Consider the following 20316-nt stretch of genomic DNA (forward strand, 5'->3'; position numbering starts at 1 on the left):
GGAGCCTGCTGCTGCAGCTGTGATTGCCTCTTTAAGACCTGTAGTAACCCCTTAATACCCGCCCCGACACCACCACTGCTAATGTTTCCTGACCTGGCAATACAAACACAAGGAGACAGCCATGAGCGGGAAGAAGATTCTGATGATTACCGGTGATTTCACCGAAGACTACGAAACCATGGTGCCGTTCCAGGCACTGCAGGCCGTTGGCCATACGGTTCATGCCGTCTGCCCGGACAAGAAAGCGGGCGATACGGTCGCCACGGCGATACATGATTTCGAGGGTGACCAGACCTACACTGAAAAGCCCGGCCACCGGTTTGCCCTGAATGCGGATTTTGACGGACTGAATCCGGCAGATTACGACGCGCTGGTGGTGCCCGGCGGCCGTGCTCCGGAATACCTGCGGCTCAACAAGGAGGTGCAGAGTCTGGTTCGCCATTTCTTCGAAACCAATAAGCCGGTGGCGGCGATCTGCCACGGTGCTCAGTTGCTGGCGGCAGCAGGGGTTCTGGAGGGGCGCAAATGTTCGGCTTATCCGGCCTGCCAACCAGAGGTAGAGCTCGCAGGTGGTACCTTCGCCGCTATCGAGGTTGATCAGGCGGTCACTGATGCTAATCTGGTAACAGCACCTGCGTGGCCTGCCCATCCGGCCTGGCTTGCGCAGTTCTTCAAGTTGCTGGATCAGTAACGCAGCAGGGGCCAGGGCGCTGGCCCCTCAGTACCCTCAAGCGCCATCAACCACATTCGGGGAGGCCGTTATGTGCAAGCTCTTTATTAACGCCGATTCGGAGCTTTGGGTTAGTCGCACCCACTCCCTGCGAATTGACGGCATGGTCACCAGTGTGCGGATGGAAAACGCCTTTTGGCTGGTGCTGTCGGAGCTGGCTGAGCGCGATGGCATGAATCTGCCGCAGATGATCACCCGGCTTTATCACGAGTCCATTGATGCGGGCCATGATCTGGGCAATTTCACATCCTTTCTCCGGGTCTGCGCGCTGCGCTACCTTGAGCTGCAATTGAGTGGTGACGTGCCGAGGGATACCCGGGTGCCAATCGCTTCGCTGGATGCAGACCGTATTCTTGCTGGTAAGCGCGGTAAATCGGCAACACCGAAAGTCGTGAGTAAGGCAAGCCACTAGGCGCGAGACAACCCAGGTTCCCATATTCGCGGATACAGTCTCTAATCCTCAGTCTGTCGGTTTTATACCGGTCGAATGCAATGGAATAAACACCAGCATCTCGTTGTTTGCCGGCATTGCGTAATCTTCCCGCAGTACCAACCCCACCGCCTTGGCCAGCGCAGACAAATCCTCGATATCGCGGATACCCATGTGTTGCGCCTGTGATCTTAGTGACCGGTCAAACGCCCGATTACTTTCACTGGTGAACTCACCCTGGTGCATGAACGGCCCATACAGGCAAAACGCGCCGTCATCAGGCAGGCTTGCACCGATGCCCTGGAACATTTGTTCCACTTCTGTCCAGGCCATGATGTGGGCGGTGTTGGCGGAGAACGCCCATCGGAAATCGAGTGCGGGCCAAGGGGTGTTGCCCACGTCCAGCTTTCGCATGGGGAGAATATTTGGCAGCGCAACCTGTTCCAGCCGGGAAACAGCCAGGTGCGCGGCCGTGGGGTGGTCCGTTGGCTGCCACTGTATGTGGGGCAGGGCTGCTGCAAAATGCACGGCGTGCTGGCCGGTGCCCGTGCCTATTTCCAGCACGGTACCCGGGGCATTGAAGACCTCGCGCAGTCTTTCCAGTATGGGGCCTTTGTTGTTTTCGCAGGCTTGGGAAAAGGGCAGGTGAGAGGTCATCAATGTGTTTTTCCTATTTCAGAACGGCTGGCCAGTTCGCATCGGCCTCGCGAATGAGTTGGTCGGTGTTCGCCAGCCAAGACGTTTGTACCGATTGGTTGTAGTTCAGAAACAACCGTCCGTCCCTTATGCTCCAGTGCTGTGGGTCGCCTTTGGCGAGGTAGCCCTGGCTGACAGCCCAGGCACAATAGCCGCCGTAGGCCGGTGCGAATTTTTCAGGGTTAGCGTTGAACTGTGCAAGATTTTCCGCATTGGCGAAACGCCAGGTCGCACCCTGGTACTCTGTAGTGTAACGGGGGGAGCCTTTGACCGGTTTGCCCTGAGTGAAATAGCTAACGGTGTCGTACCCTCCGGCGCCAGTATTGCTCAATAGGCCGGTGTAAACGGGCGGTTCAGCAGCCCAGGCCATGCTGGCCAGGAGCCAAAAGGCAGCAATCAGTGTGATGCGTTTGTTCATGTCAGGGTCTCCGTGCAGTCAGGTGTTGTAGGGAATCTGACAATCGAGCCGGCATTATGTTACGAAATATTGGGTAACAGCCTACTATTAACGCCACCTGGTTGGTGCAAAACTTGAGCGATTACTCTGACACTATCGCGACAGGAGGATAAATCATGCCTCAGCTTCGTTTCATCTTTTTGCTGAGTACCGCAGTGTTTGCTGTATTTCTGGCTATCTCGACAGCTCAGGCGCATCACGGTTGGGCCTGGGCCACAGATGAGGAATTCGAAATCACCGGTGTTATCCGATCAGTGCGCCTCGGGAATCCCCATGGCGAGGTGACGATACGCGTGGATGGCGAGGATTGGGTGGTGGAAGTGGGTCAGCCTTGGCGTAATGAGCGGGTTGGACTGACCAGGGAAATGTTGAGCGAGGGGCGGGAGATTACCGTGCATGGTCACCGTTCGGCCCGGGAGGGTGAACGGTTGGTGAAGGCCGAGCGGGTTGTGATCGACGGTCAGGACTTCAATCTTTACCCTGGCCGTGCTTCCTGAGCCCGGGGATGATTGAACCGGCGTTGAGCCTCATCCAGGAGTTGGCTTTGGTCTCGGCCTTGCGTAATTCCACGTTCATGTACCCGTTGGTAAACGCTGGGCATATTCTCGGGGTTGCAATGCTGGTTGGCGGTATTGTGCCGCTGGATCTGCGTTTGCTGGGGCTTTGGCGCAGGTACCCCGTGACAATGTTCGTAGATGTACTTCGAATAACATCGGCGATGGGGCTGGTGCTGGCGATTGTTTGCGGGTTGCTGCTATTCGCCACGGCAGCCGTGGACTACGCGGGTTCGCCGTTGTTCCAGGCCAAGATCGCGCTGGTGGTGTTGGGCGTATCGAATGCTTTGGTACTGGGTAAGGTATTGAGGCGCCGGGATGTGGAGAACTTGCCCATGATGGCGAGACTGCCTTTTTCTGTGAGAGTGGGGGCGGCGTTGTCATTGTTTGTATGGATTGGTGCGCTGATTCTTGGGAGGCTATTGGGGTATTTTTAACCCCACGGTATGAGCGACCCAGGGTTATTCCGGCCCAACCACCGTGGTCAGAAAAGCTGTTGTAACAAGAATTGCCAAACCTACGGTCATTTCTGTAACTATGGACAGGCGAAGCCGCCGCGTATAACCCACCCGCGCCAGCCGGGGCACCAGATAGAATTTGTTGATGGCGCCGAGCGCCAATAACAGTGATACCAAAGCAAGCTTGGCCAGCAACAGCCAGCCGTAAGCGCTGTTGACCAGCCCCGAAAGAGGCTGAACCAGCAGCAGAATCATGAGTCCCCCACAGATTACTAGTGCGCCAACAAAGGCCAGGGCCGTCTGGCCAAAGCACTGCATACTGGCCTGCAGTTGAGCGACCTGATGACCGTTGCTAACCCGCCACAGTGGATAGAGTGACCCTAGCCACAGGGAGATCCCCGATAGGTGAATGACTAGTAATGCGGCGCCACGGCTGTCGTTATGTAAATGTCCGGTTTGCGTAAAGGCAAACAGTAGGCTGACGGCGCCTGCAATTACCAGAGCGTAGCCGAGGCGCCGGCCTCCCCAGACTGCCACCCATAGGCCTGCCAGGGTGAGCGTAAATCCCAGCAGGTGTGCTCGTGTGGTGTCTCCTACATTGGTTTCCCAGATAATGTTCGCGATGTCCGGGTCGAAGGCACCGGCGATGCCGCCTCCAAATGCTGCCCCTGTGTGCACCGGAAAACTGGCGGCAGTAGCTGACAGCCCCAGCACTCCTGCCGCAAGAATGTAGCTATGCATCGGCCGCTCTATGCCGTGAGGTTTAAGCAACCACAGGCAGAACAGGCCGCCAATCACCCCTGCGGTGCTGAGATAGATCAGCACCTTGGTGGCGATGGTTAGAAGGGTCCAGATGTCCATGGCGGTCAGTGGTGACCCTCATGTGCATCCTGGCCGGAGGCTGAGTCTTGGTGACTCTCATGGGCCTCAGCGCTCTCTCCCAAGTGAAAGCTGAAGCCGCCGGTCATGGTGTGGCCGTCGTCGGCCATGGCGCGCCATTCCACTTCGTAGTGCCCTTCTTGAAGTGTTGGCAGGTCAATCCGGTAATCGGTTTTGGATTCGCGGCTGGGCCGGAAATCCACTCGTACCCGCTCGCCGGCACCGTCGGTCAGGTTTACGCGCATCAGTCTTACGGTGTCGCCGAAACGGAGTTCCAGGTGTTCCGGGGACGTTTGCACATGCTCGTCGCTTGCGGGTGATGAATAAACCACATCCGTGTGGGCTTTGGCCAGGCTGGTGCTGGTGAGGGTGACAAACATCATTAGCAGGGGCAGAAACAGGTGTTTAGTCATGGCTCTTTCTCCGGTGATTGAATCTATTTTGGCAGATCATTGGGAACACGATCGGTCTCGCGGGCAACGGTGCCTGTTGGGTGCTGATACCAGCCAGGGTCTCCGTCGAGTTGATCGCGAACTTTGATGACGGTAAACATACCGCCCATTTCCATATTTCCGAACTGACCTTTGCCCATCATCATGGCGAGGGTGTTCTCCGGGCCGGGCATATGGCCGGCATCGACATGAGTCTGGTGTTCACCCATGCCGTGTTCACCCATCGCCATATAGCCAGGAACCAGCGCCTGAATGCGCTGCTCGACCTCGTTCTGATTCACACCCAGGGTGTTGGGGATATCGTGCCCCATCGCGTTCATGGTGTGGTGGGCCATATGGCAGTGGAAAGCCCAGTCGCCGGGTTTGGCAATAAACTCGATGTCTCGGGCCTGGCCGACGCCGACAATTTCGGTGGCTTCGGTGCGCCATTGCGCCTGGGGCCAGCGCCCGCCGTCCCCGCCGGTGACCCAGAACTTGACCCCGTGAACGTGCATGGGGTGGTTCCACATAGACAGGTTGCCCATGCGAATACGCACTCGTTCCCCCGTCTGTGCCACCAGTGAATCGATAAACGGAAAGACCTTGCTGTTCATGGTCCACAGATCAAAGTCTTGCATGATGGATGGGTCGGGGCGGTAGGTGCCCGGATGAATGGCCCAGTTATGCAGCATGATGGCGTAGTCCCGATCTACCGGGTTGGCTTCTGGCTCGCGGGGATGAATGATGAACATACCCATCATGCCCATGGCCATCTGCACCATCTCATCTGAGTGAGGGTGGTACATGTGGGTGCCGTGTTGCACCAGCGGAAACTCATACACAAAGGTTTTGCCGGGCGGGATGGAGGGCTGGGTCAGACCGGCCACGCCATCCATGCCGTTGGGCAGTATCAGGCCGTGCCAGTGCACACTGGTGGGTTCTTTCAGGCGATTCGTCACGTAGATTCTCACCCGGTCACCCTCGACAGCCTCAAGGGTGGGCCCCGGAGTGCTGCCATTGTAGCCCCAGGCTTTGATGGTGGTGCCGTCGCCGAAGGCGTGTTCGATTTCTTCGGCAATCAGGTGGAACTCTTTTACTCCATCGCGCAGGCGATAACCCAGGGTTCGCCCGTTGGGCGTGATGACCGGGCGATAGCCCTGACTGGTCCGGTCCGGGGCTGTGAGGGGCGTGTGTGTTGTTTCGTGGCGGTTGCCAGCGGCGAAAGCCTGTGCTGGCAGGGCACCGGCTACCAGGCCAGCGGCACTGCCCAGTATAAAATGACGACGATTAACCATGGTGCTGCCTCAGTGGTTGTGGTGTTCGTGGCCCTGGCCGCCAGCTTGGACGGAGGGCAGTTGGACGGCATCTGGCAGAGCGGCGTCTAGGGGCGTGGCGCTGATCATCGCCAGATGTATGCGCTGAATCCAGTACTGTTCAAGGGTTTCAGCGTGTTCGCGCCAGGCGTCGAACTCCCGCGCCCTGGCGTTGAGCAGTTCAAAGGCGCCCCTCAACATAAAGTTGTATTCACGCAGGCTCAGGTCCACTTGCCGCTGCCATTGCGGGATGACCTGTTGTTCCAGTTGCTCAACGTTGGTTCGAGTCAGCCTTAACCGGTTAGCCAAATCCGGGAGTTGCGTGCGCAGTTCGAGCTCTCTGGCATTCACCAGCGCGTCGGCTCGCAATAACTGAGCGCCAGCCCCGGCCCGTCGTGCCTGGTTGCGATCGAACAGGGGGAGGCCAATCGACATCGACGGGCCAGCGCTGTATCCGCCGTCAGATTCCCGCTCGACATCGATACCGATGTCCCATTGGGTGATCCCGCCCTGGCGCGCGTAGAACGCCTGGCGATGCTCGGCAACGGCCTGGACTTGCCGTGCGATGCGCAGGTCCAGCCGCTGTGTCAGGGCGTGGTCTGTTAAGGCGGCAACGTCTATCTGTTCATCGTTTGGCAGTTGTGGCAGCGTGACCGGCAACTCCATCATGGCGGGGTGTTCAAGGCCCAGTCGCAGCGCCAGTGTGGTTTGCGCTTGCTGGGCGTCGGCCTGGGCGCGGCGCAGGGCACGCTGGCTCTGTAACTGCTGGTCTCGGTATTGCAGCAAGCTCAGTTCTTTAAGGTTGCCGGCCTCGTGCAGGCGTTCTGCCAGTAAAAGGGCTGTTTCCGCCGCGTTCAGGGCAAGCCGGGCGACAGCTTCACGGTGGCTGGCACCCACGGCATGGAAGTAATCCTGCTGCACCTGATAGAGCTCCTGGTTCAGAGTGTCCAACAGTTCAAGCCGAGCGCTGGTTAGCGCTTCCTCCGCCAGGGTCTTTCGTAAAGAGTGGGTCATCAAATCCAGCAGGCTTTGGCTCAGGCCCAGCCCCAGCTCCCAGCGACCACCGCCATCGGGGCGCATGGCTGACACGGCGAGGGTCGGGTTGCTCAGCATTTGTGCCTGCAGCTGTTCTGCTTCAACGATGCCTAGCCGATGTAAGTGCGCGCGGATATGTGGGCTGTTGACCAGCGCCAGGTGTTGCGCGGTTCCGGGTGTCAGCGGTTCAAACAATAAGTCGTCGACCTGTTCAAATCGCTCTTGCTCGGACAATTCCAGGGTCTGATGAATCTGGCCCCGTGCCGGAGACTGCAACAGCGGGTCGAGATCGGCCTCCAGTTGCGAATAATCAGGGGGCGCCATCGTGGCACAGCCCTGCAGAAACAGGACGGCCATAGCTCCGCCAATCAGGTTTTTCATGGTTGTATTGCCTCAAAGTCACCAAGGGTCATGCCGTGGCGGTCAATGCCACGGCAGGTTCAGGTTTTTGGTTAACTGAGGTTTTGTGGTGGGTGGAATAGCGGGTCGGAGATAATACTGTCGGCACTTTCTGCGTGCCGCATAACCGGCGTGGCCAGATCGGGACTGGCTGCGGGAGCGTACGAGGGGATCAACGTTGTGCAGACTTGGCAACACTGCTGGCAAGGATCGGCGTGCTGGGCGTCCGGGTGTTTATGATTGGCGTGGTGGCCGGTGTCGTTTGACGCGCTGCGGTGATGCTCGTGGACGGCTTCATGGGAATTCGGAGCATGGTGTTGATGCAGGGAAGATGGTTCGTCTGCAGCGGTCTGTGCCGAGTGGCTGTCGCAATGTAACAGCCCAGCCGCTAGCCCCTGGACGGGCAGCCATAAGATGAGCATGATAATCAGAGAGCGACGTTTGGGCGACATCCTTGCAAGTTTCCATATTGCCTTGTCATAAGTCAATATTCCGCAGAACACGAGCGCAGGGCGCCCCCGAGGGCCAGTGTAGTCAGTGCCGGTGCTGGCTATAATGGTGCACGGTGAACTGTTAAACAGGACTCTACGCCCATCAAAAACAAAGCTCCTTTCACGCTCCGCCCCTACCAGCAGGAGGCTGTCGACGCCACGCTGAATCATTTTCGCAAGTCGGACGAATCTGCCGTCATCGTGCTGCCAACCGGCGCCGGCAAAAGCCTGGTGATTGCCGAACTGGCCCGCCTTGCCAGGCGCAAGATTCTCGTACTCACGCACGTGAGAGAGCTGGTGGAGCAGAACCACGCCAAATACGAGAGCTATGGGTTAGCCGGTGGCATCTTCTCCGCTGGGTTAAAACGCAAAGAGAGTCAGCATCAGGTCACCTTTGCCAGTGTACAGTCGGTAGCGGCGAACCTGGATCAGTTCCGGGATGAGTACTCGTTGGTGATCATCGACGAGTGCCATCGGGTCAGCGGTGAGGAAACCAGCCAGTATCAACAAATCATTGACCTGCTGAAACAGCAGAACCACTCCCTCAAAGTACTCGGGCTGACCGCCACGCCCTATCGCCTGGCCCTGGGTTGGATCTATCGCTATCACTACCGGGGCTTTGTTCGCAGCGAAGACGACAAGCCCTTCCAGCACTGCATCTACGAACTGCCGTTGAGCTATATGATCAATCGGGGCTATCTCACCCGGCCTGAGTTGGTGAATGCAGCGGTGGCGCAATACGATTTCTCGTCGCTGGCTCAGGACCGCTTTGGCGAATACGCGGAGAAAGACGTCAATCAGCTGCTGAGCAAACACAAGCGGGTGACACGTGCCATCATTGAACAGGTGGTGGAACTGGCCGCGGACCGCCAGGGCGCGATGGTTTTCGCCGCAACGGTGGAGCATGCACGGGAGATCACCGGCTACATGCCGGAGAGCCAGACCGCCCTGGTGACCGGCGCCACCGATCAGAAAGATCGGGACCTGCTGATTCGGCGCTTCAAACAGCGGCAGCTAAAGTTTCTGGTAAACGTGTCTGTGCTCACCACGGGCTTCGATGCACCCCATGTGGACCTGATCGCCATACTTCGGCCCACCCAGTCGGTGAGCCTTTATCAGCAGATGGTGGGCCGAGGTCTTCGCCTGGATGAGGGAAAAAAGGATTGCCTGGTTATTGATTACGCCGGCAACCACGTGAATCTGCATCACCCGGAGGTTGGGGCGCCGAAACCAAATCCAGACAGTGAACCGGTGCAGGTGTTCTGCCCGGGCTGTGGTTTTGCCAACATCTTCTGGGGCAAAACCGACAGCGACGGCCGGGTGATTGAGCATTACGGGCGCCGTTGCCAGGGGCTGCTGGAGCCCGTGGAGGGGGATGGCACGCGCGCACAACAATGCGACTACCGTTTCCGCTTCAAGGAGTGCCCCCACTGTGGTGGCGAGAATGATATTGCAGCCCGCAACTGCGGGCACTGTCACAAAGCGATTATCGATCCGGACGATCAGCTAAGGGATGCCCTGAAGCTCAAGGATGCCGTGGTGATTCGTTGTGCGGGGATCACCCTGGGCCTTGGCGGAAGCAAGCTGAAGATGACCTACCACGGTGAGGATGGGGAGGAGCTTGGCGAGTCGTTTGATTTCAGCAAGCCGGCACAGCGCCACGTGTTTAACAAACTGTTCGGCCGCAGATTTGCTAACGGCCAGGCTCCAAAAACCTTCGGTAAGGCGGAGGAGGTACTAGAGTTGCAAGCTCTGTTGCCGGCGCCGGATTTTGTGATTGCCCGTAAGCAGAAGCATTATTGGCGAGTGCAGGAGCGGATATTTGATTATCGGGGGCAGTATCGGAAAGCGAATGAGGTGTGATGCCGTAAAAGGGGCGCATGGTCGCCTACGAGTTCGCTGAGGTGCATGCCAACCCTCCGATGGCCGGTAAGCTCTGCCATTTTCTAGGAATGCAGGTTCCTATTAAGGCGTTAACGCAGAACCTGCAACCCTTGCAGGCCCCGAAGCACCCGTGACGGCGCGATGCCAATCATATCCTGAAACATCCGGCTGAGGTGTGCAGAGTCGTGCAGGCCCGCGCTAAGGGCTGCCTCGGTGAGCGACTGGTTCTTCGCTACGTGATAGAACACGGAACGCAGGCGCGACCAGCTTCGGTAACGCCGGAAACTGATGCCCACTTCCTCCCGGAAAAGATGGTTGAATCGCGATTCCGATAAGTGCACCTGTTTGGCCAGATTGGCGCGGTTGAAGGGTTGGTCTCCCGCTTCCCGCAAGTAGTCAAGGCTTCGGGCAATGCGGTTGTCCAGCTCGGCTCGGTGCCCAAGCGCCGACGCGGGGAGGAGTTGGGACATGTCAAAGGATTGCAGCCTTCGCTCCAGACTTCTCGGCCGCGCGGGAGAGGGGATTGGGTCGAACACCAGCGGGCGATCACTCAGCCACCCTGCTTTCAGGAGTCGGGTCTCCAGCGCATCCGGTTCCAGGTAGAGGGAGGCTATGTACTCACCTCCGCTATCCAGCCCGTGCTTCACATCGGCATTCACCAGGGCGCTGTGGCAGGTCTCACGGCGACCATCCGGGAAATGCAGCGTGATGGGGCCACTCAGGCCAATCAAGAGCACCGGCGCGGCATGTGCGTGCATTCTTGCCGGAGGGAGCTCACCCAGGAACAGAGCCCGGTCACGCGCCAGCCAGATGCGTTTGTCCTGTGTCATCGAATAGCCCAAACGTACAAGTTGTACCGGAGCTTGTCCGGCATACTTCAGCCTCACAACTATAACCAAGGAGTAAATGTATGTCTCTGGCCGAAAAGATCTGTCTTTCAGCGGCGTTCCTGTTCTTCATGACGGGGCTTCTCACTGGCATCTGGAAATACCGGCACATGGCCCGAAGCGAGGACGCTTCGTCGCCGACCTATGTCGACATCGCTCACCGCAGTTCACTACTCTACAGCTTTGCGGCACTGCTGTTGGCTGCGTTCAGCGCCCGCAGTGTTTTTGCGGACTGGGTTAACGTTGTGGCGGCCGTCTCGGCCTTAGCGTTTTTCGCGTTTGCCATCGGCACCTATATCCTCCATGGCCTGCTTCAGGATACCGACAACCAACTGCGCCGCCCTCATCGCTTGGGAAAGCGACTTCTACCGCCCTGGATGACTGGGGTATTCATGGTGCTGCTGATACTTGGGGAAGTGGGTGGTAGCCTGGTTTTGGGAGTAGGAGCGATGCTTGGCATCTGGCAGGGCTAGAGAGGCTTGTTTGCCATTCGTCACTGCAGTACCGCTGGAGTCGTTGCTACAGGTTACAATGGGGCATTTTGAAGCGCCGCGGAGCCCCTGATGTCCCTCAAAAAGACCCCAGATCTCTATGAAAAGTTGATTATCCAGGCATGGGATGAGAACGGGAGGGCCTGGATTGATGCCGTTCGGGATCACGGAATCCGTGCGCCAGGCGTGGCGTCGCGTGACGCTTTGCTTGCCGCAATCAATGACCATGTTCAGCCGAACTCTCGGGTCCTGGATGTGGGATGCGGAGAGGGCTGGTTAGTGGATTTACTGACCGGGTCCGGTTTTCGCGCCGTCGGCGTGGATGCATCCCGCGAGCTAATCGAATACGCCCAAGAGCATCGCAAGGGGCATTATGTGGTTGGAGATCAGTCTGATCTCGCCAAGTTGGGGCTTGGAATATTTGACCTGGTCGTCTGCAACTTTTCACTGTTTGGCGACGAAACCGTGCGCCAGTGCGTTATGTCTGTCCCTCAAATGCTGACCCCAGGCGGCGTGTTGATCATCCAGACACTGCACCCGGCGATGTTCAGCGGAAACGAGGTGGCCAAGAGCGGTTGGCGGGAAGGCACCTGGGCCGACTTGCCCGGCGATTTCGGTGAACCGTCTCCTCTTTATGTTCGGACACTGGACGACTGGAGCCGGTTATTCAGTGAGGCGGGTTTAGGCGTTTCCCGGATGCTGGCACCAACTGCAGGAAATGCCGATCCCAAGAGCCTGATTTTTGTTGTTTCCCGATGCGAGAGGACTGGCCAGTAAACGTCGGCTGGCTTGGCAAGGAGTAACAGGGCAAGAATCGGATGGAAACGCCTGGCAATGTCCGTTGTAATAACCCCGTGCTTGGCGAATATAGGGGAATGACATGCCGTTGCCAGTGGAGCAGGAGATGCGGGCTGTCCTGGAATCCGGGGACGACCGCCAGGAGGGGGATTCACGAATGACCCGACTGGTAAGAATCGCACATTATATTGAAACGCACGCAGACGAGCCGCTGACACTGGCAGGCTTGGCGGCTATTGTTGGGCTTTCTTCCTCGCGGTTACAAAGGCAATTCAAGGAAGCGTTTGGCGTTTCTCCCAAAGCCTATCAGGACGCGGTGCGGATGCGCCGGTTCAAGCAATCCCTGAAAAATGGCGATAAGGTCACGGATGCGATCTTTGCCTCTGGGTTTGGTTCCGTCAGCCGGGTTTATGGGGAAGCGCACCGCAATATTGGAATGCCGCCCAGGGCCTATCGGGCCGGGGGGGAGGGTGAGGTCATCGTCTACGCTTGTCGACCCACCTCTCTGGGCTTGATGGCCATGGCCGCAACGGATAGGGGCGTCTGTTTTGTCCAGTTTGGTGACAGTGAGTCCTCGTTGGTGAGTGGTCTGAAAACGGAATTCCCCAAGGCCGAAGTGAGGGCGTCACCGGCCCGGAATGCCCCGGAGCTTGATGCCTGGGTGGAGGCTTTGGATCAACACATCAGCCAAGGCGCCCCGAGGCCGGATCTGCCGCTGGATATGCGAGGGACGGCTTTTCAGATGAAGGTGTGGCAATTCCTGTTGAGCATCCGGGAAGGTGATGTCCTTAGCTATAGCGAATTGGCCGCGAAGATCGACAAGCCCAAAGCGGTGCGGGCCGTGGCCTCTGCCTGCGGCAAAAACCGGATAGGCGTACTGATTCCCTGTCACAGGGTGTTGCGGGGTGATGGCGGGCTTGGTGGGTATCGTTGGGGCTTGGAGAGAAAGCGAGCGTTGCTTGACGCAGAGCAGAAACAGCAGAGAGCTGACGACGGTTCTTAGGGAGGCTACGTTGGCGACCAGACTTCTCCATGTTGCATTACCCGAAACTCCGATTCGCTCAACCCTTGTCTCTCCAGCGCCAGCCGCAGTCGCCGTGGTGGCTCATCCATGGGCTCATCAGTGAGTACGAAGGTGCCCCAATGCATGGCGACGGATTGGCGGGCGCCAATGTCCTGATGAATCCTGACCGCCTCTTCCGGTGCCACGTGCACCGGGGCCATGAACCAGCGCGGGTCGTAAGCGCCGATCGGTAGCAGCGCCAGATCAATGGGTGAGAACAGCTCGCCGATATGCCTGAATATTCCGCCGTAGCCGGTGTCCCCGGCGAAATAGAGACGGAAATCGTCGATTTCCAGAAGCCAGCTACACCAGAGCGTGGTGTTGGTGTCCGTTGCGGTGCGGCCGCTGAAGTGCTGGGCTGGCAGGCAGAACACCTCCTGATCGTCGGCTATACGGTCAGACTGCCACCAGCCCAGTTCTACCAGGTTATGGATGCCGCGTTTTTCAAACCAGGGGCGCAAGCCCATGGGAATACAAAAGCGCAGGTGTGTCCCGAAGCGCCGGTGCAACTGGCGCACGGTTGCTTCGTCCAGGTGGTCGTAGTGATTGTGTGAAATCAATACCAGGTGGATAGGCGGCATGTCTGCCACGGTCAGGGCCGGCGGTGTGTGCCGCTTTGGCCCGATCAACTGGAAAGGGCTGGCACGGTCTGACAATACCGGGTCGGTCAGCACGTTCAGGCCCCGATGCTGGAACAGGAAAGAGGAGTGCCCCAGCCAGACCAGTTGTGGCTTTTGGGGTGGCTTTGCCAGCAAATGGCCATCCGGGCGTAGCAGCGTGAAGCGTTTACCCTGCGGGAAGCGGCGGCCTGGCGCCAATTGCCAGCGCAGGAAATCCCCCAGGCCGTGGCGGGGCACCGGCTCCAGGTTTCGATACCTTCCCCCATGGCAATGGGGTTCTGCGGCAAGGGCAGCAAGGCGTTCACGGTTGATGGTCATGGGTTAGGCTCGCCGATTGGAATCAGTTCAGCATTATATTTTTGTTTCAGATAGACTGGGAGCGCTGATTCTGGCACTTAAGCCAAGACCTGATATGGAAAACAATATGAGTAAGAAAGCTGTTAAAGCTACCTTAACATCTGCCGAAATTGAAGCGCAGACTGCAGCCTTTTTAAAGTCCGGCGGTCGTGTTGAGCAGGTGGGCAAAGGTAAAAGTGGGCAACTGACTTCCACCGGCACAAAGCAGATCAACCTGAAAAGCAGTTGATGATCTCGGGGTAACCCGGTTACTCGGCATCCGGCTCCAAGAGCCGAGCCCCGGGGCCTCGCTCGCCCAATTCATCCCAGGGGTTCCTAAGCCGGCAGGCGTCGATAGACAGGCAGCCGCAGCCAATGCAGTCGCTGAGTTGGTCCCTCAGTCCGGTGAGCATGTCTATGCGGCGGTCCAGGTCTGCCCGCCAGAGCTCTGAAAGGTGTTTCCAGTCGTCAGCGGTAACCGTGCGATCCGTTGGCAGTGCCGCCAGGGCACCGCCGATCTCGGCCAATGGAATACCAAGCCGCTGCGCCACCTTGATCACGGCGATTCGCCGTAACACATCTCTCTGGAAGCGCCGCTGGTTGCCCGCGTTGCGCCAGCTCTTGATGAGCCCCTTTTGTTCATAAAAGTGGATGGCCGATACCGCCACGCCGCTGCGTCTGGCAACTTCCCCAACACTGAGCGTGGCTCGTAGCTCCTGGTTGTTTCCTGTCTTCATGATTGCCTCTGAGGTGCTTGGTCTGGCTATTCTCCCGATAGCCATTTTCCATGATTCTGTTCGTTGACCTCAACTTAACTTTAGGTATTAGGCTGGCGGTGCAGTGACTAACTGTTCAATCAGTGACTATTCAGGAGGATGTCATGAAACAGATTTTTCCAGACCTTTGGCAAACTGACGTCGAGAATCCATTCCCCGGACTTACCACCCACGCCTATCTGCTGACGAGAGAAGAGGGCAACGTGCTCTTCTATAACACCGGTCACGAGTATGAAATTGATGCCATGGCCACCCTGGGTGGCGTTGATTGGCAATTGTTGAGTCATCAGGATGAATTGGGTAAGTCGCTCTTGCGGGTGCGTGAACGCTACGGAGCCAAGCTGGGCGGGCATGCACTTGAGCGGGAATCCTTCGCGGAGATCCTGGAGCCGGATGTTCTGTTCACTGGAAGACAGACTCTGGCTGGCAACATCGAGGTGATTCCAACCCCTGGCCACACACCTGGCAGTACTTGTTTTCAGGTGAGATCGGCGACTGGTAAAACCTACCTTTTCACGGGCGACACGGTTTATCGAAACCGAAAAGAGCAATGGAGCAATGGCTTCATAAAGGGTTGGAGTGACTGTGACACTCTGGTGGCCAGCTTACGGATGTTGCGTGAGTTGCAGCCAGATGTGGTCATTTCCAGTGCATTTGCCGACAAGGACGGTTACCAGGAAATGTCGCCAAACGATTGGGCACGCCACGTGGATAGCGCACTGCAGCCTTTGCTTACGGCTGGGTAAGTCGGGTTATGGGTCGCACTGCTATACTCGATGAACAGTTGAGTTCGTTAGTGGGGCGAGCGAAATGGATGGAGGAAGTGGCGAGCCGAAGGCCGATTCGAGCCGGAGGACGAATCCGGCGGCCTTCTTTCGCGGATTCCTGCGGGAACCGGGCCAGGTGGGCTCTGTTATCCCCAGTTCAAGATTTCTGGAGCAGCGAATCGTTGAGGCGTCTGGTCTATCTGTCGCCCGACAGGTCGTAGAGCTGGGCCCCGGTACGGGCGGCACCACGCGCGCGTTTCTTCGTCACCTGGGGCAAGACGCACGGCTTCTCTCAATCGAGCTGAGCCCTTTCTTCCATGAGTTGCTTGGCGACATTGTTGACCCCCGCTTTTGCAACCACCTGGGCAGCGCCGAGGATCTCACCGAGATTCTGGCTGTTTACGATATGCAACAGCCAGATGTGATCATCTCTGGGATTCCCTTCTCAAAGATGCCGGCAGCTGTGGCTCATCGTGTCGTACAGGCGGTGAATGACAACCTGGTAGAGGGCGGGCGGTTTATCGCCTACCAATTCCGGAGAGATGTCGCCCGGTTTACCGATCCGGTCATGGGGGCTCATACCAGCTGTACGCTGGAACTGCTGAACATTCCCCCCATGCGGGTATACAGCTGGATTAAAGGTGAGGGTGGTTGAGTTTTTCATAACCGGGAAAGTTAACCTACTATTAGGGAGTGGTTCACTCACTGAAGGAATAGGTTATGAACACCATGATCAGGACACAGCGTGTCACGTTTGGTTTGATCCTTGCCGCTTCGATGGTCGCCGGTGCCCATGGAGCAACGCCTGCGCCTGAGGGGGCGGCGGTGTATTTTGTGACACCGCTCGACGGGCAAACAGTGAGCTCTCCGGTGACGGTAAGGTTTGGCCTGGAGGGCCTGGGCGTTGCGCCCGCGGGCGTGGAGCGCGAGAAAACCGGGCACCACCATCTGCTGATTAATGTGGATGACCTGCCCCCGATGGACAAACCGATCCCTGCGGATGAACGGCATATTCATTTTGGGGGGGGCCAAACCCAGACCACTCTGGAGTTAGAGCCGGGCGAATACACGCTCCAGCTTTTGGTGGGTGATCACCTGCATATTCCCCATGAGCCGCCGGTGATGTCTGAGAAAATCACCGTCACGGTGGAGTAGTGGGCGAAGGCCTAGTCGCTCAAATTCAGTCCCATATCCCAGAAGTCGATTTCCAGGCGGGTGGCATCCCGGAAGATATGGGACAGTTGTTCAAACCGGCTAGGGGTGACGTCGGCCAGGCGGTCATCCAGCCAGCGGATTTCCGCCTGCATGGCGCCCTGGAATTCGTCACTTTCGTACATGGTGATCCAGGCATCGTAGGGGTTGCCCTCGCCCCGCAGGGTTTCTGCGCGCTGGTTCAGCCAGTTGGCGATCTCGCCGTAGCCGACCATGCAGGGCGATAGAGCCACGTGCAGGTCCAGCAGGTCGCCGCGATTGCCTGTATCCAGCACGTAGCGGGTGTAGGCGAGGGTGGCGCGGGCTTCGGGCAGGTTGTTAAGTTCCTGCTCTGAGATTCCCCACTTTTTGCAATAGCTGATGTGTAACCCCAGCTCGGTATCCAGAATGGCCATCAGCCCGTCTTTGGCTTGCAACAGGTCAGCCAGGGTTGGGCTTTTGTAAGCCGCCAGGGCATAGGCCCGGGCAAACTGGATCAGGAACAGGTAGTCCTGTTTCAGGTAATGCTGGAAAGCTTCCGGGGCCAGCGAGCCGTTACCCAGCTGTTGCACAAAACTGTGTTCGATATAGTTTTGCCACTCGGTGGGAAACGCGTTTTTGAGATCTTCGAACTGATAGGGCATTGAAACTCCATGGCGGTGGTTGTCGAGTTGGTTTTGAGGGCCTGGGGCTGGTTCTTTGATATTATGCCCACACTCTTTTTCCTTCAAACAGGAGCCCAACCATGGCACAAGCATCTCTCAAGGAACAGCTCGGCAATGCGGTGAAAGACGCAATGCGCAGCAAAGACAAGGACCGGCTGGTTACTCTGCGTATGGCCCAGTCTGCCATCAAGCAGATTGAAATTGATGAGCGCCGCGAGCTGAGTGACGACGATGTGCTGAAGGTGTTGGACAAGATGCTAAAACAGCGCCGGGATGCCGCCAGCCAATACGATGACGCCGGCCGGGGTGAGCTGGCGGAAAAGGAACGGGCGGAAATGGCGATTATTGAGGAGTTCATGCCGGCGGCGTTATCCGAGGAAGAACTGGACGGCTTGATTGCTGAGGCGATCAGCTCAACCGGTGCCCAAGGTATGCAGGATATGGGGAATGTGATGAACGAGCTGCGCCCGAAAGTGACGGGCCGGGTGGATATGGGGCAGTTGAGCAAGAAGGTGCGGGCCGCACTGGCGGGCTGAGCACCGCCCCCTTTTGTTTTGAAGGCGAGGGCACTGGCCCTCGCCGCTATCCTCAGGCGAAGTCGTACTCGCCGCCTTTCTCAAGGGCCTGCTGGTAAGCCGGCCGGGCATGTACTCGCGCCACCCAGGCAGAGATGTGGGGGCGGCTTGCACCCACAATACCGCGTGCCACCGAGGCTTCCAGCGGGAAGCTCATCTGGATATCGGCTGCGCTCAGTTCGTCCCCCAGGAACCAGGTGTTCTTCGCCAGGTGCGCTTCCACAAAGTCCAGATGGGTTTTGATCATAGGGCCGATGAATATCTGGTTTGTCTTGTCGGCGATGCCTTTCGCCACCGGCCGGATGAAAAATGGCATCGGACTGGTTTTCACTTTTTCAAACACCAGGCGCATGACCAGCGGCGGCATCAGTGAACCCTCGGCGTAATGCATCCAGTAGGTGTAGTCCAACCATTGCTGGCCGCCGTTTTCGGGCAGCATGGTGTCTTTGCCGTAGGTGTGGGCCAGGTATTCAATGATGGCGCCGGATTCTGCCACCACCAGATCACCGTCGGTAATCACCGGTGATTTCCCCAGCGGGTGCACTTTTTTCAGGCTGGCGGGGGCCAGCATGGTTTCAGCGTCGCGCTCGTAACGTTGAATTTCGTAGGGCACGCCCAGTTCTTCGAGCATCCAGAGAACCCGTTGTGAGCGGGAGTTGTTGAGATGGTGGACTGTAATCATGCGGAAGCTCCGTTCCCGTTAAAAAGAGTGTTCGGGTAGTAGAATAGTGTGTCAGCGGCCTTTTGGTTCACCTTTGATGTAATTCATTTTTAATGATGCTTCTGAATAAACCGCTTTTGTGGCTTGAATTGCGTTCAGCGGGCACTCAACTATAAAAGATACATACGCTGAACAGCGAAGCAGGAGGTCTACATGCACGTGTTTATAGCAGGCGCCAACGGGCAGATCGGGCAACATCTGTTGCAGGAGATGGCAAACAGCAATCATGAGGCCCGAGCGTTGGTCCGTCACCCGGATCAGGGGCCGGAATTGCAGAAGCTGGGTGCCACCGAAACCGTATTGGGTGACTTGGAACACGATTGTAGCGAGGCCATGCGCGGCTGTGATGCCGTCATCTTTACCGCGGGCTCTGGCCCTCATACTGGCCCGGATAAAACCATTGATGTGGATCAGGACGGTGCTATCCGCCTGGTAGACACTGCCAGGGCCATGGGTATAAAGCGGTTCATCATGGTGAGCAGTATGCGCGCCGAGGAGCCGGAGAAGGGCCCCGAAAAACTTCAGCACTATCTTCGGGCCAAGCGAAATGCCGATGAACACCTGAAGAACAGCGGCTTGAATTACACCATTGTGCGGCCGGGGCGGCTGACCAATGATGACGGTACCGGCAAGGTGGCGGTGAGTGAACGGCTGGCCTCTTTCGCGGAGATTCCCCGGCAGGACGTGGCTCGGGTGCTGCTGGCCGTGCTGGACTCGGATAACACGGACAACCGGGTGTTCGATGTGGTTTCAGGCGACACGCCGGTGGTTGATGCCCTGGCAAAGCTTTAATGCCTACCAGCTGAGCATCACTCGGCCGAAGATACGATCGCCGAGGCGAATATCCCGGGTACCCGCGTCCAGATCCTGGTATCGCACGCGGGTATCGACACTGGCGCCAAACCCCAGCACAACCGCAGGCCACGAATCATGGCCAAAGCCGAGCCGGTAGCTCAGTTCCGCCCGCCATTCCCGAAGATACAGCGCGCTTTCAACCTCGCGGGACTTGTCGAGTGTGGCCCAACGGTCGCCCGCGCGCTCCATCCGGATCGTCCAGCGATGATCGGCGTGTTGCCATTGCAGCAAAACGGGTAAATCCATCAACCAGTGGCCGTTATCCGTGGACTGCGCCCATCTCAACCGCGGCAGCCAGCGGAACGAACCGAAGCGATGATCACCACCAACACCCACGCTCAAGTCTGAGCCCTCGTGCCAGGCTCTGAATACAGCGAGGCGGCCATTGAGTACCTGGCGGTGGAAGTCCTGATGTTTGAACATATTGGAGGTGCCTGCGACGCCCACTTGAGTCTCCAGGTGATAAAGGTTGTGTTGCCACTCGCCCCCGAATGTCAGCCGGTGCAGGTGGCCGTTGTGGGCCGGAGTGCCCGTGCGTATGCGAAGCGGCTGGTAATCGTAGTCCAGGCCAACGGTGGAGGTTGCGCCCTGATAGCGCCAGCCCAGCTCCCGCTGGGAGCGGCTGACGTCTTTGGCGGTGGGCTCTTTGCCGGGCCAGCTATACGGTTGCCAATGACGATACTGCAGGTAGAAAGTGCCTGCAGCGTTAACCGGGCCAGGTTGCGCAAGTGAGATTAACAGTATGGCCGTTGCAGCTGCTTGTGTTGCTGTGGGCCGATGTCTGCTTTGGGCACTGGAGTCGCGGAACACCATA

26 protein-coding genes are annotated in these 20316 nt (G+C 57.8%); 14 read left to right on the top strand and 12 right to left on the bottom strand.

Annotation, left to right across the window (positions count from 1 at the left end):
- The first annotated feature begins 121 nt into the window (after positions 1–121).
- Entirely contained in the window at positions 122–691 is a 570-nt protein-coding gene (locus C7H10_RS10645) for a DJ-1/PfpI family protein (RefSeq protein WP_106694849.1), read from the top strand.
- 70 nt (positions 692–761) lie between these two features.
- Positions 762–1142, top strand: coding sequence for a ribbon-helix-helix domain-containing protein (locus tag C7H10_RS10650; RefSeq protein ID WP_106694850.1), 381 nt, complete (start codon positions 762–764; stop codon positions 1140–1142).
- Positions 1143–1190: 48 nt separating this feature from the next.
- Here the strand turns inward: C7H10_RS10650 and C7H10_RS10655 are convergent, their stop codons facing one another.
- Together C7H10_RS10655 and C7H10_RS10660 are read right to left on the bottom strand one after the other, a co-directional pair.
- Complete coding sequence (locus C7H10_RS10655; protein ID WP_106694851.1) at positions 1191–1817, bottom strand: DUF938 domain-containing protein; 627 nt, start codon at positions 1815–1817, stop codon at positions 1191–1193.
- Between the two features lie 13 nt (positions 1818–1830).
- A complete protein-coding gene (locus C7H10_RS10660) occupies positions 1831–2274 on the bottom strand; it encodes a YHS domain-containing (seleno)protein (RefSeq protein ID WP_106694852.1) in 444 nt (147 codons plus the stop codon).
- Between the two features lie 155 nt (positions 2275–2429).
- Between C7H10_RS10660 and C7H10_RS10665 the strand changes: the two genes are divergently transcribed.
- Positions 2430–2810, top strand: a complete 381-nt coding sequence (locus C7H10_RS10665; RefSeq protein ID WP_106694853.1) for a DUF6152 family protein — start codon at positions 2430–2432, stop codon at positions 2808–2810.
- Positions 2811–2818: 8 nt separating this feature from the next.
- Entirely contained in the window at positions 2819–3304 is a 486-nt protein-coding gene (locus C7H10_RS10670) for a hypothetical protein (RefSeq protein WP_106694854.1), read from the top strand.
- Between the two features lie 24 nt (positions 3305–3328).
- Here C7H10_RS10670 and C7H10_RS10675 read toward each other — a convergent pair whose 3' ends face one another.
- Genes C7H10_RS10675 through C7H10_RS10690 form a run of 4 tightly spaced genes read right to left on the bottom strand, consistent with a single transcriptional unit; the run spans position 3329 to position 7364 of the window.
- Positions 3329–4186 carry a copper resistance D family protein gene (locus C7H10_RS10675; protein WP_106694855.1) on the bottom strand — a complete coding sequence of 286 codons (858 nt, stop codon included), beginning with the start codon at positions 4184–4186 and terminating at the stop codon, positions 3329–3331.
- A 5-nt stretch (positions 4187–4191) separates the two neighbouring features.
- The gene (locus tag C7H10_RS10680; RefSeq protein ID WP_106694856.1) at positions 4192–4617 is read right to left on the bottom strand and encodes a copper resistance CopC family protein; all 426 of its coding nucleotides are present in this window, start codon (positions 4615–4617) and stop codon (positions 4192–4194) included.
- A 23-nt stretch (positions 4618–4640) separates the two neighbouring features.
- Entirely contained in the window at positions 4641–5930 is a 1290-nt protein-coding gene (locus C7H10_RS10685) for a multicopper oxidase family protein (RefSeq protein WP_106694857.1), read from the bottom strand.
- A gap of 9 nt (positions 5931–5939) precedes the next feature.
- Positions 5940–7364 (bottom strand): TolC family protein, encoded by a 1425-nt coding sequence (locus C7H10_RS10690; RefSeq protein WP_106694858.1) that lies wholly within the window; start codon positions 7362–7364, stop codon positions 5940–5942.
- A 611-nt stretch (positions 7365–7975) separates the two neighbouring features.
- On the opposite strand from C7H10_RS10690, the gene radD reads away from it, so the two are divergent.
- Positions 7976–9736, top strand: a complete 1761-nt coding sequence (gene radD / locus C7H10_RS10695; RefSeq protein WP_106694859.1) for a DNA repair helicase RadD — start codon at positions 7976–7978, stop codon at positions 9734–9736.
- 110 nt (positions 9737–9846) lie between these two features.
- Here radD and C7H10_RS10700 read toward each other — a convergent pair whose 3' ends face one another.
- A complete protein-coding gene (locus C7H10_RS10700; RefSeq protein ID WP_106694860.1) occupies positions 9847–10587 on the bottom strand; it encodes an AraC family transcriptional regulator in 741 nt (246 codons plus the stop codon).
- Between the two features lie 80 nt (positions 10588–10667).
- Between C7H10_RS10700 and C7H10_RS10705 the strand changes: the two genes are divergently transcribed.
- The 3 genes from C7H10_RS10705 to C7H10_RS10715 all read left to right on the top strand — a co-directional run bounded on the left by C7H10_RS10705 (position 10668) and on the right by C7H10_RS10715 (position 12936).
- Entirely contained in the window at positions 10668–11117 is a 450-nt protein-coding gene (locus C7H10_RS10705) for a hypothetical protein (RefSeq protein WP_106694861.1), read from the top strand.
- Between the two features lie 90 nt (positions 11118–11207).
- On the top strand, positions 11208–11912 hold the full coding sequence (locus C7H10_RS10710) for a class I SAM-dependent methyltransferase (protein ID WP_106694862.1): 705 nt from the start codon (positions 11208–11210) through the stop codon (positions 11910–11912).
- A gap of 103 nt (positions 11913–12015) precedes the next feature.
- A complete protein-coding gene (locus C7H10_RS10715; protein WP_106694863.1) occupies positions 12016–12936 on the top strand; it encodes a bifunctional transcriptional activator/DNA repair enzyme AdaA in 921 nt (306 codons plus the stop codon).
- A 5-nt stretch (positions 12937–12941) separates the two neighbouring features.
- Here the strand turns inward: C7H10_RS10715 and C7H10_RS10720 are convergent, their stop codons facing one another.
- Positions 12942–13934 carry an MBL fold metallo-hydrolase gene (locus tag C7H10_RS10720; RefSeq protein WP_106694864.1) on the bottom strand — a complete coding sequence of 331 codons (993 nt, stop codon included), beginning with the start codon at positions 13932–13934 and terminating at the stop codon, positions 12942–12944.
- 106 nt (positions 13935–14040) lie between these two features.
- Here C7H10_RS10720 and C7H10_RS19210 point away from each other — a divergent pair, with 106 nt between their 5' ends.
- Positions 14041–14202 (top strand): hypothetical protein, encoded by a 162-nt coding sequence (locus C7H10_RS19210; RefSeq protein ID WP_167392895.1) that lies wholly within the window; start codon positions 14041–14043, stop codon positions 14200–14202.
- 19 nt (positions 14203–14221) lie between these two features.
- Here C7H10_RS19210 and soxR read toward each other — a convergent pair whose 3' ends face one another.
- Positions 14222–14689: a redox-sensitive transcriptional activator SoxR gene (gene soxR, locus C7H10_RS10725; RefSeq protein WP_106694865.1), complete on the bottom strand. Its 468-nt coding sequence runs from the start codon at positions 14687–14689 to the stop codon at positions 14222–14224.
- 143 nt (positions 14690–14832) lie between these two features.
- Here soxR and C7H10_RS10730 point away from each other — a divergent pair, with 143 nt between their 5' ends.
- From C7H10_RS10730 to C7H10_RS10740, 3 genes are all read left to right on the top strand, one after another.
- Positions 14833–15474 carry an MBL fold metallo-hydrolase gene (locus C7H10_RS10730; protein WP_106694866.1) on the top strand — a complete coding sequence of 214 codons (642 nt, stop codon included), beginning with the start codon at positions 14833–14835 and terminating at the stop codon, positions 15472–15474.
- A 64-nt stretch (positions 15475–15538) separates the two neighbouring features.
- The gene (locus tag C7H10_RS10735) at positions 15539–16150 is read left to right on the top strand and encodes a class I SAM-dependent methyltransferase (RefSeq protein ID WP_106694867.1); all 612 of its coding nucleotides are present in this window, start codon (positions 15539–15541) and stop codon (positions 16148–16150) included.
- Positions 16151–16215: 65 nt separating this feature from the next.
- Positions 16216–16650 (top strand): DUF4399 domain-containing protein, encoded by a 435-nt coding sequence (locus tag C7H10_RS10740; protein WP_106694868.1) that lies wholly within the window; start codon positions 16216–16218, stop codon positions 16648–16650.
- 11 nt (positions 16651–16661) lie between these two features.
- Here C7H10_RS10740 and tenA read toward each other — a convergent pair whose 3' ends face one another.
- On the bottom strand, positions 16662–17330 hold the full coding sequence (tenA, locus tag C7H10_RS10745; protein WP_106694869.1) for a thiaminase II: 669 nt from the start codon (positions 17328–17330) through the stop codon (positions 16662–16664).
- A gap of 101 nt (positions 17331–17431) precedes the next feature.
- On the opposite strand from tenA, the gene C7H10_RS10750 reads away from it, so the two are divergent.
- Positions 17432–17887, top strand: a complete 456-nt coding sequence (locus tag C7H10_RS10750) for a GatB/YqeY domain-containing protein (RefSeq protein WP_106694870.1) — start codon at positions 17432–17434, stop codon at positions 17885–17887.
- A 52-nt stretch (positions 17888–17939) separates the two neighbouring features.
- Here C7H10_RS10750 and C7H10_RS10755 read toward each other — a convergent pair whose 3' ends face one another.
- Positions 17940–18608: a glutathione S-transferase gene (locus C7H10_RS10755; RefSeq protein WP_106694871.1), complete on the bottom strand. Its 669-nt coding sequence runs from the start codon at positions 18606–18608 to the stop codon at positions 17940–17942.
- 192 nt (positions 18609–18800) lie between these two features.
- On the opposite strand from C7H10_RS10755, the gene C7H10_RS10760 reads away from it, so the two are divergent.
- A complete protein-coding gene (locus C7H10_RS10760; protein WP_106694872.1) occupies positions 18801–19439 on the top strand; it encodes an SDR family oxidoreductase in 639 nt (212 codons plus the stop codon).
- 3 nt (positions 19440–19442) lie between these two features.
- Here C7H10_RS10760 and C7H10_RS10765 read toward each other — a convergent pair whose 3' ends face one another.
- Positions 19443–20315 (bottom strand): hypothetical protein, encoded by an 873-nt coding sequence (locus C7H10_RS10765; RefSeq protein WP_106694873.1) that lies wholly within the window; start codon positions 20313–20315, stop codon positions 19443–19445.
- Position 20316 lies beyond the last annotated feature (1 nt).

The organism is Marinobacter shengliensis (assembly GCF_003007715.1).
GTDB classification, from domain to species: domain Bacteria; phylum Pseudomonadota; class Gammaproteobacteria; order Pseudomonadales; family Oleiphilaceae; genus Marinobacter; species Marinobacter shengliensis.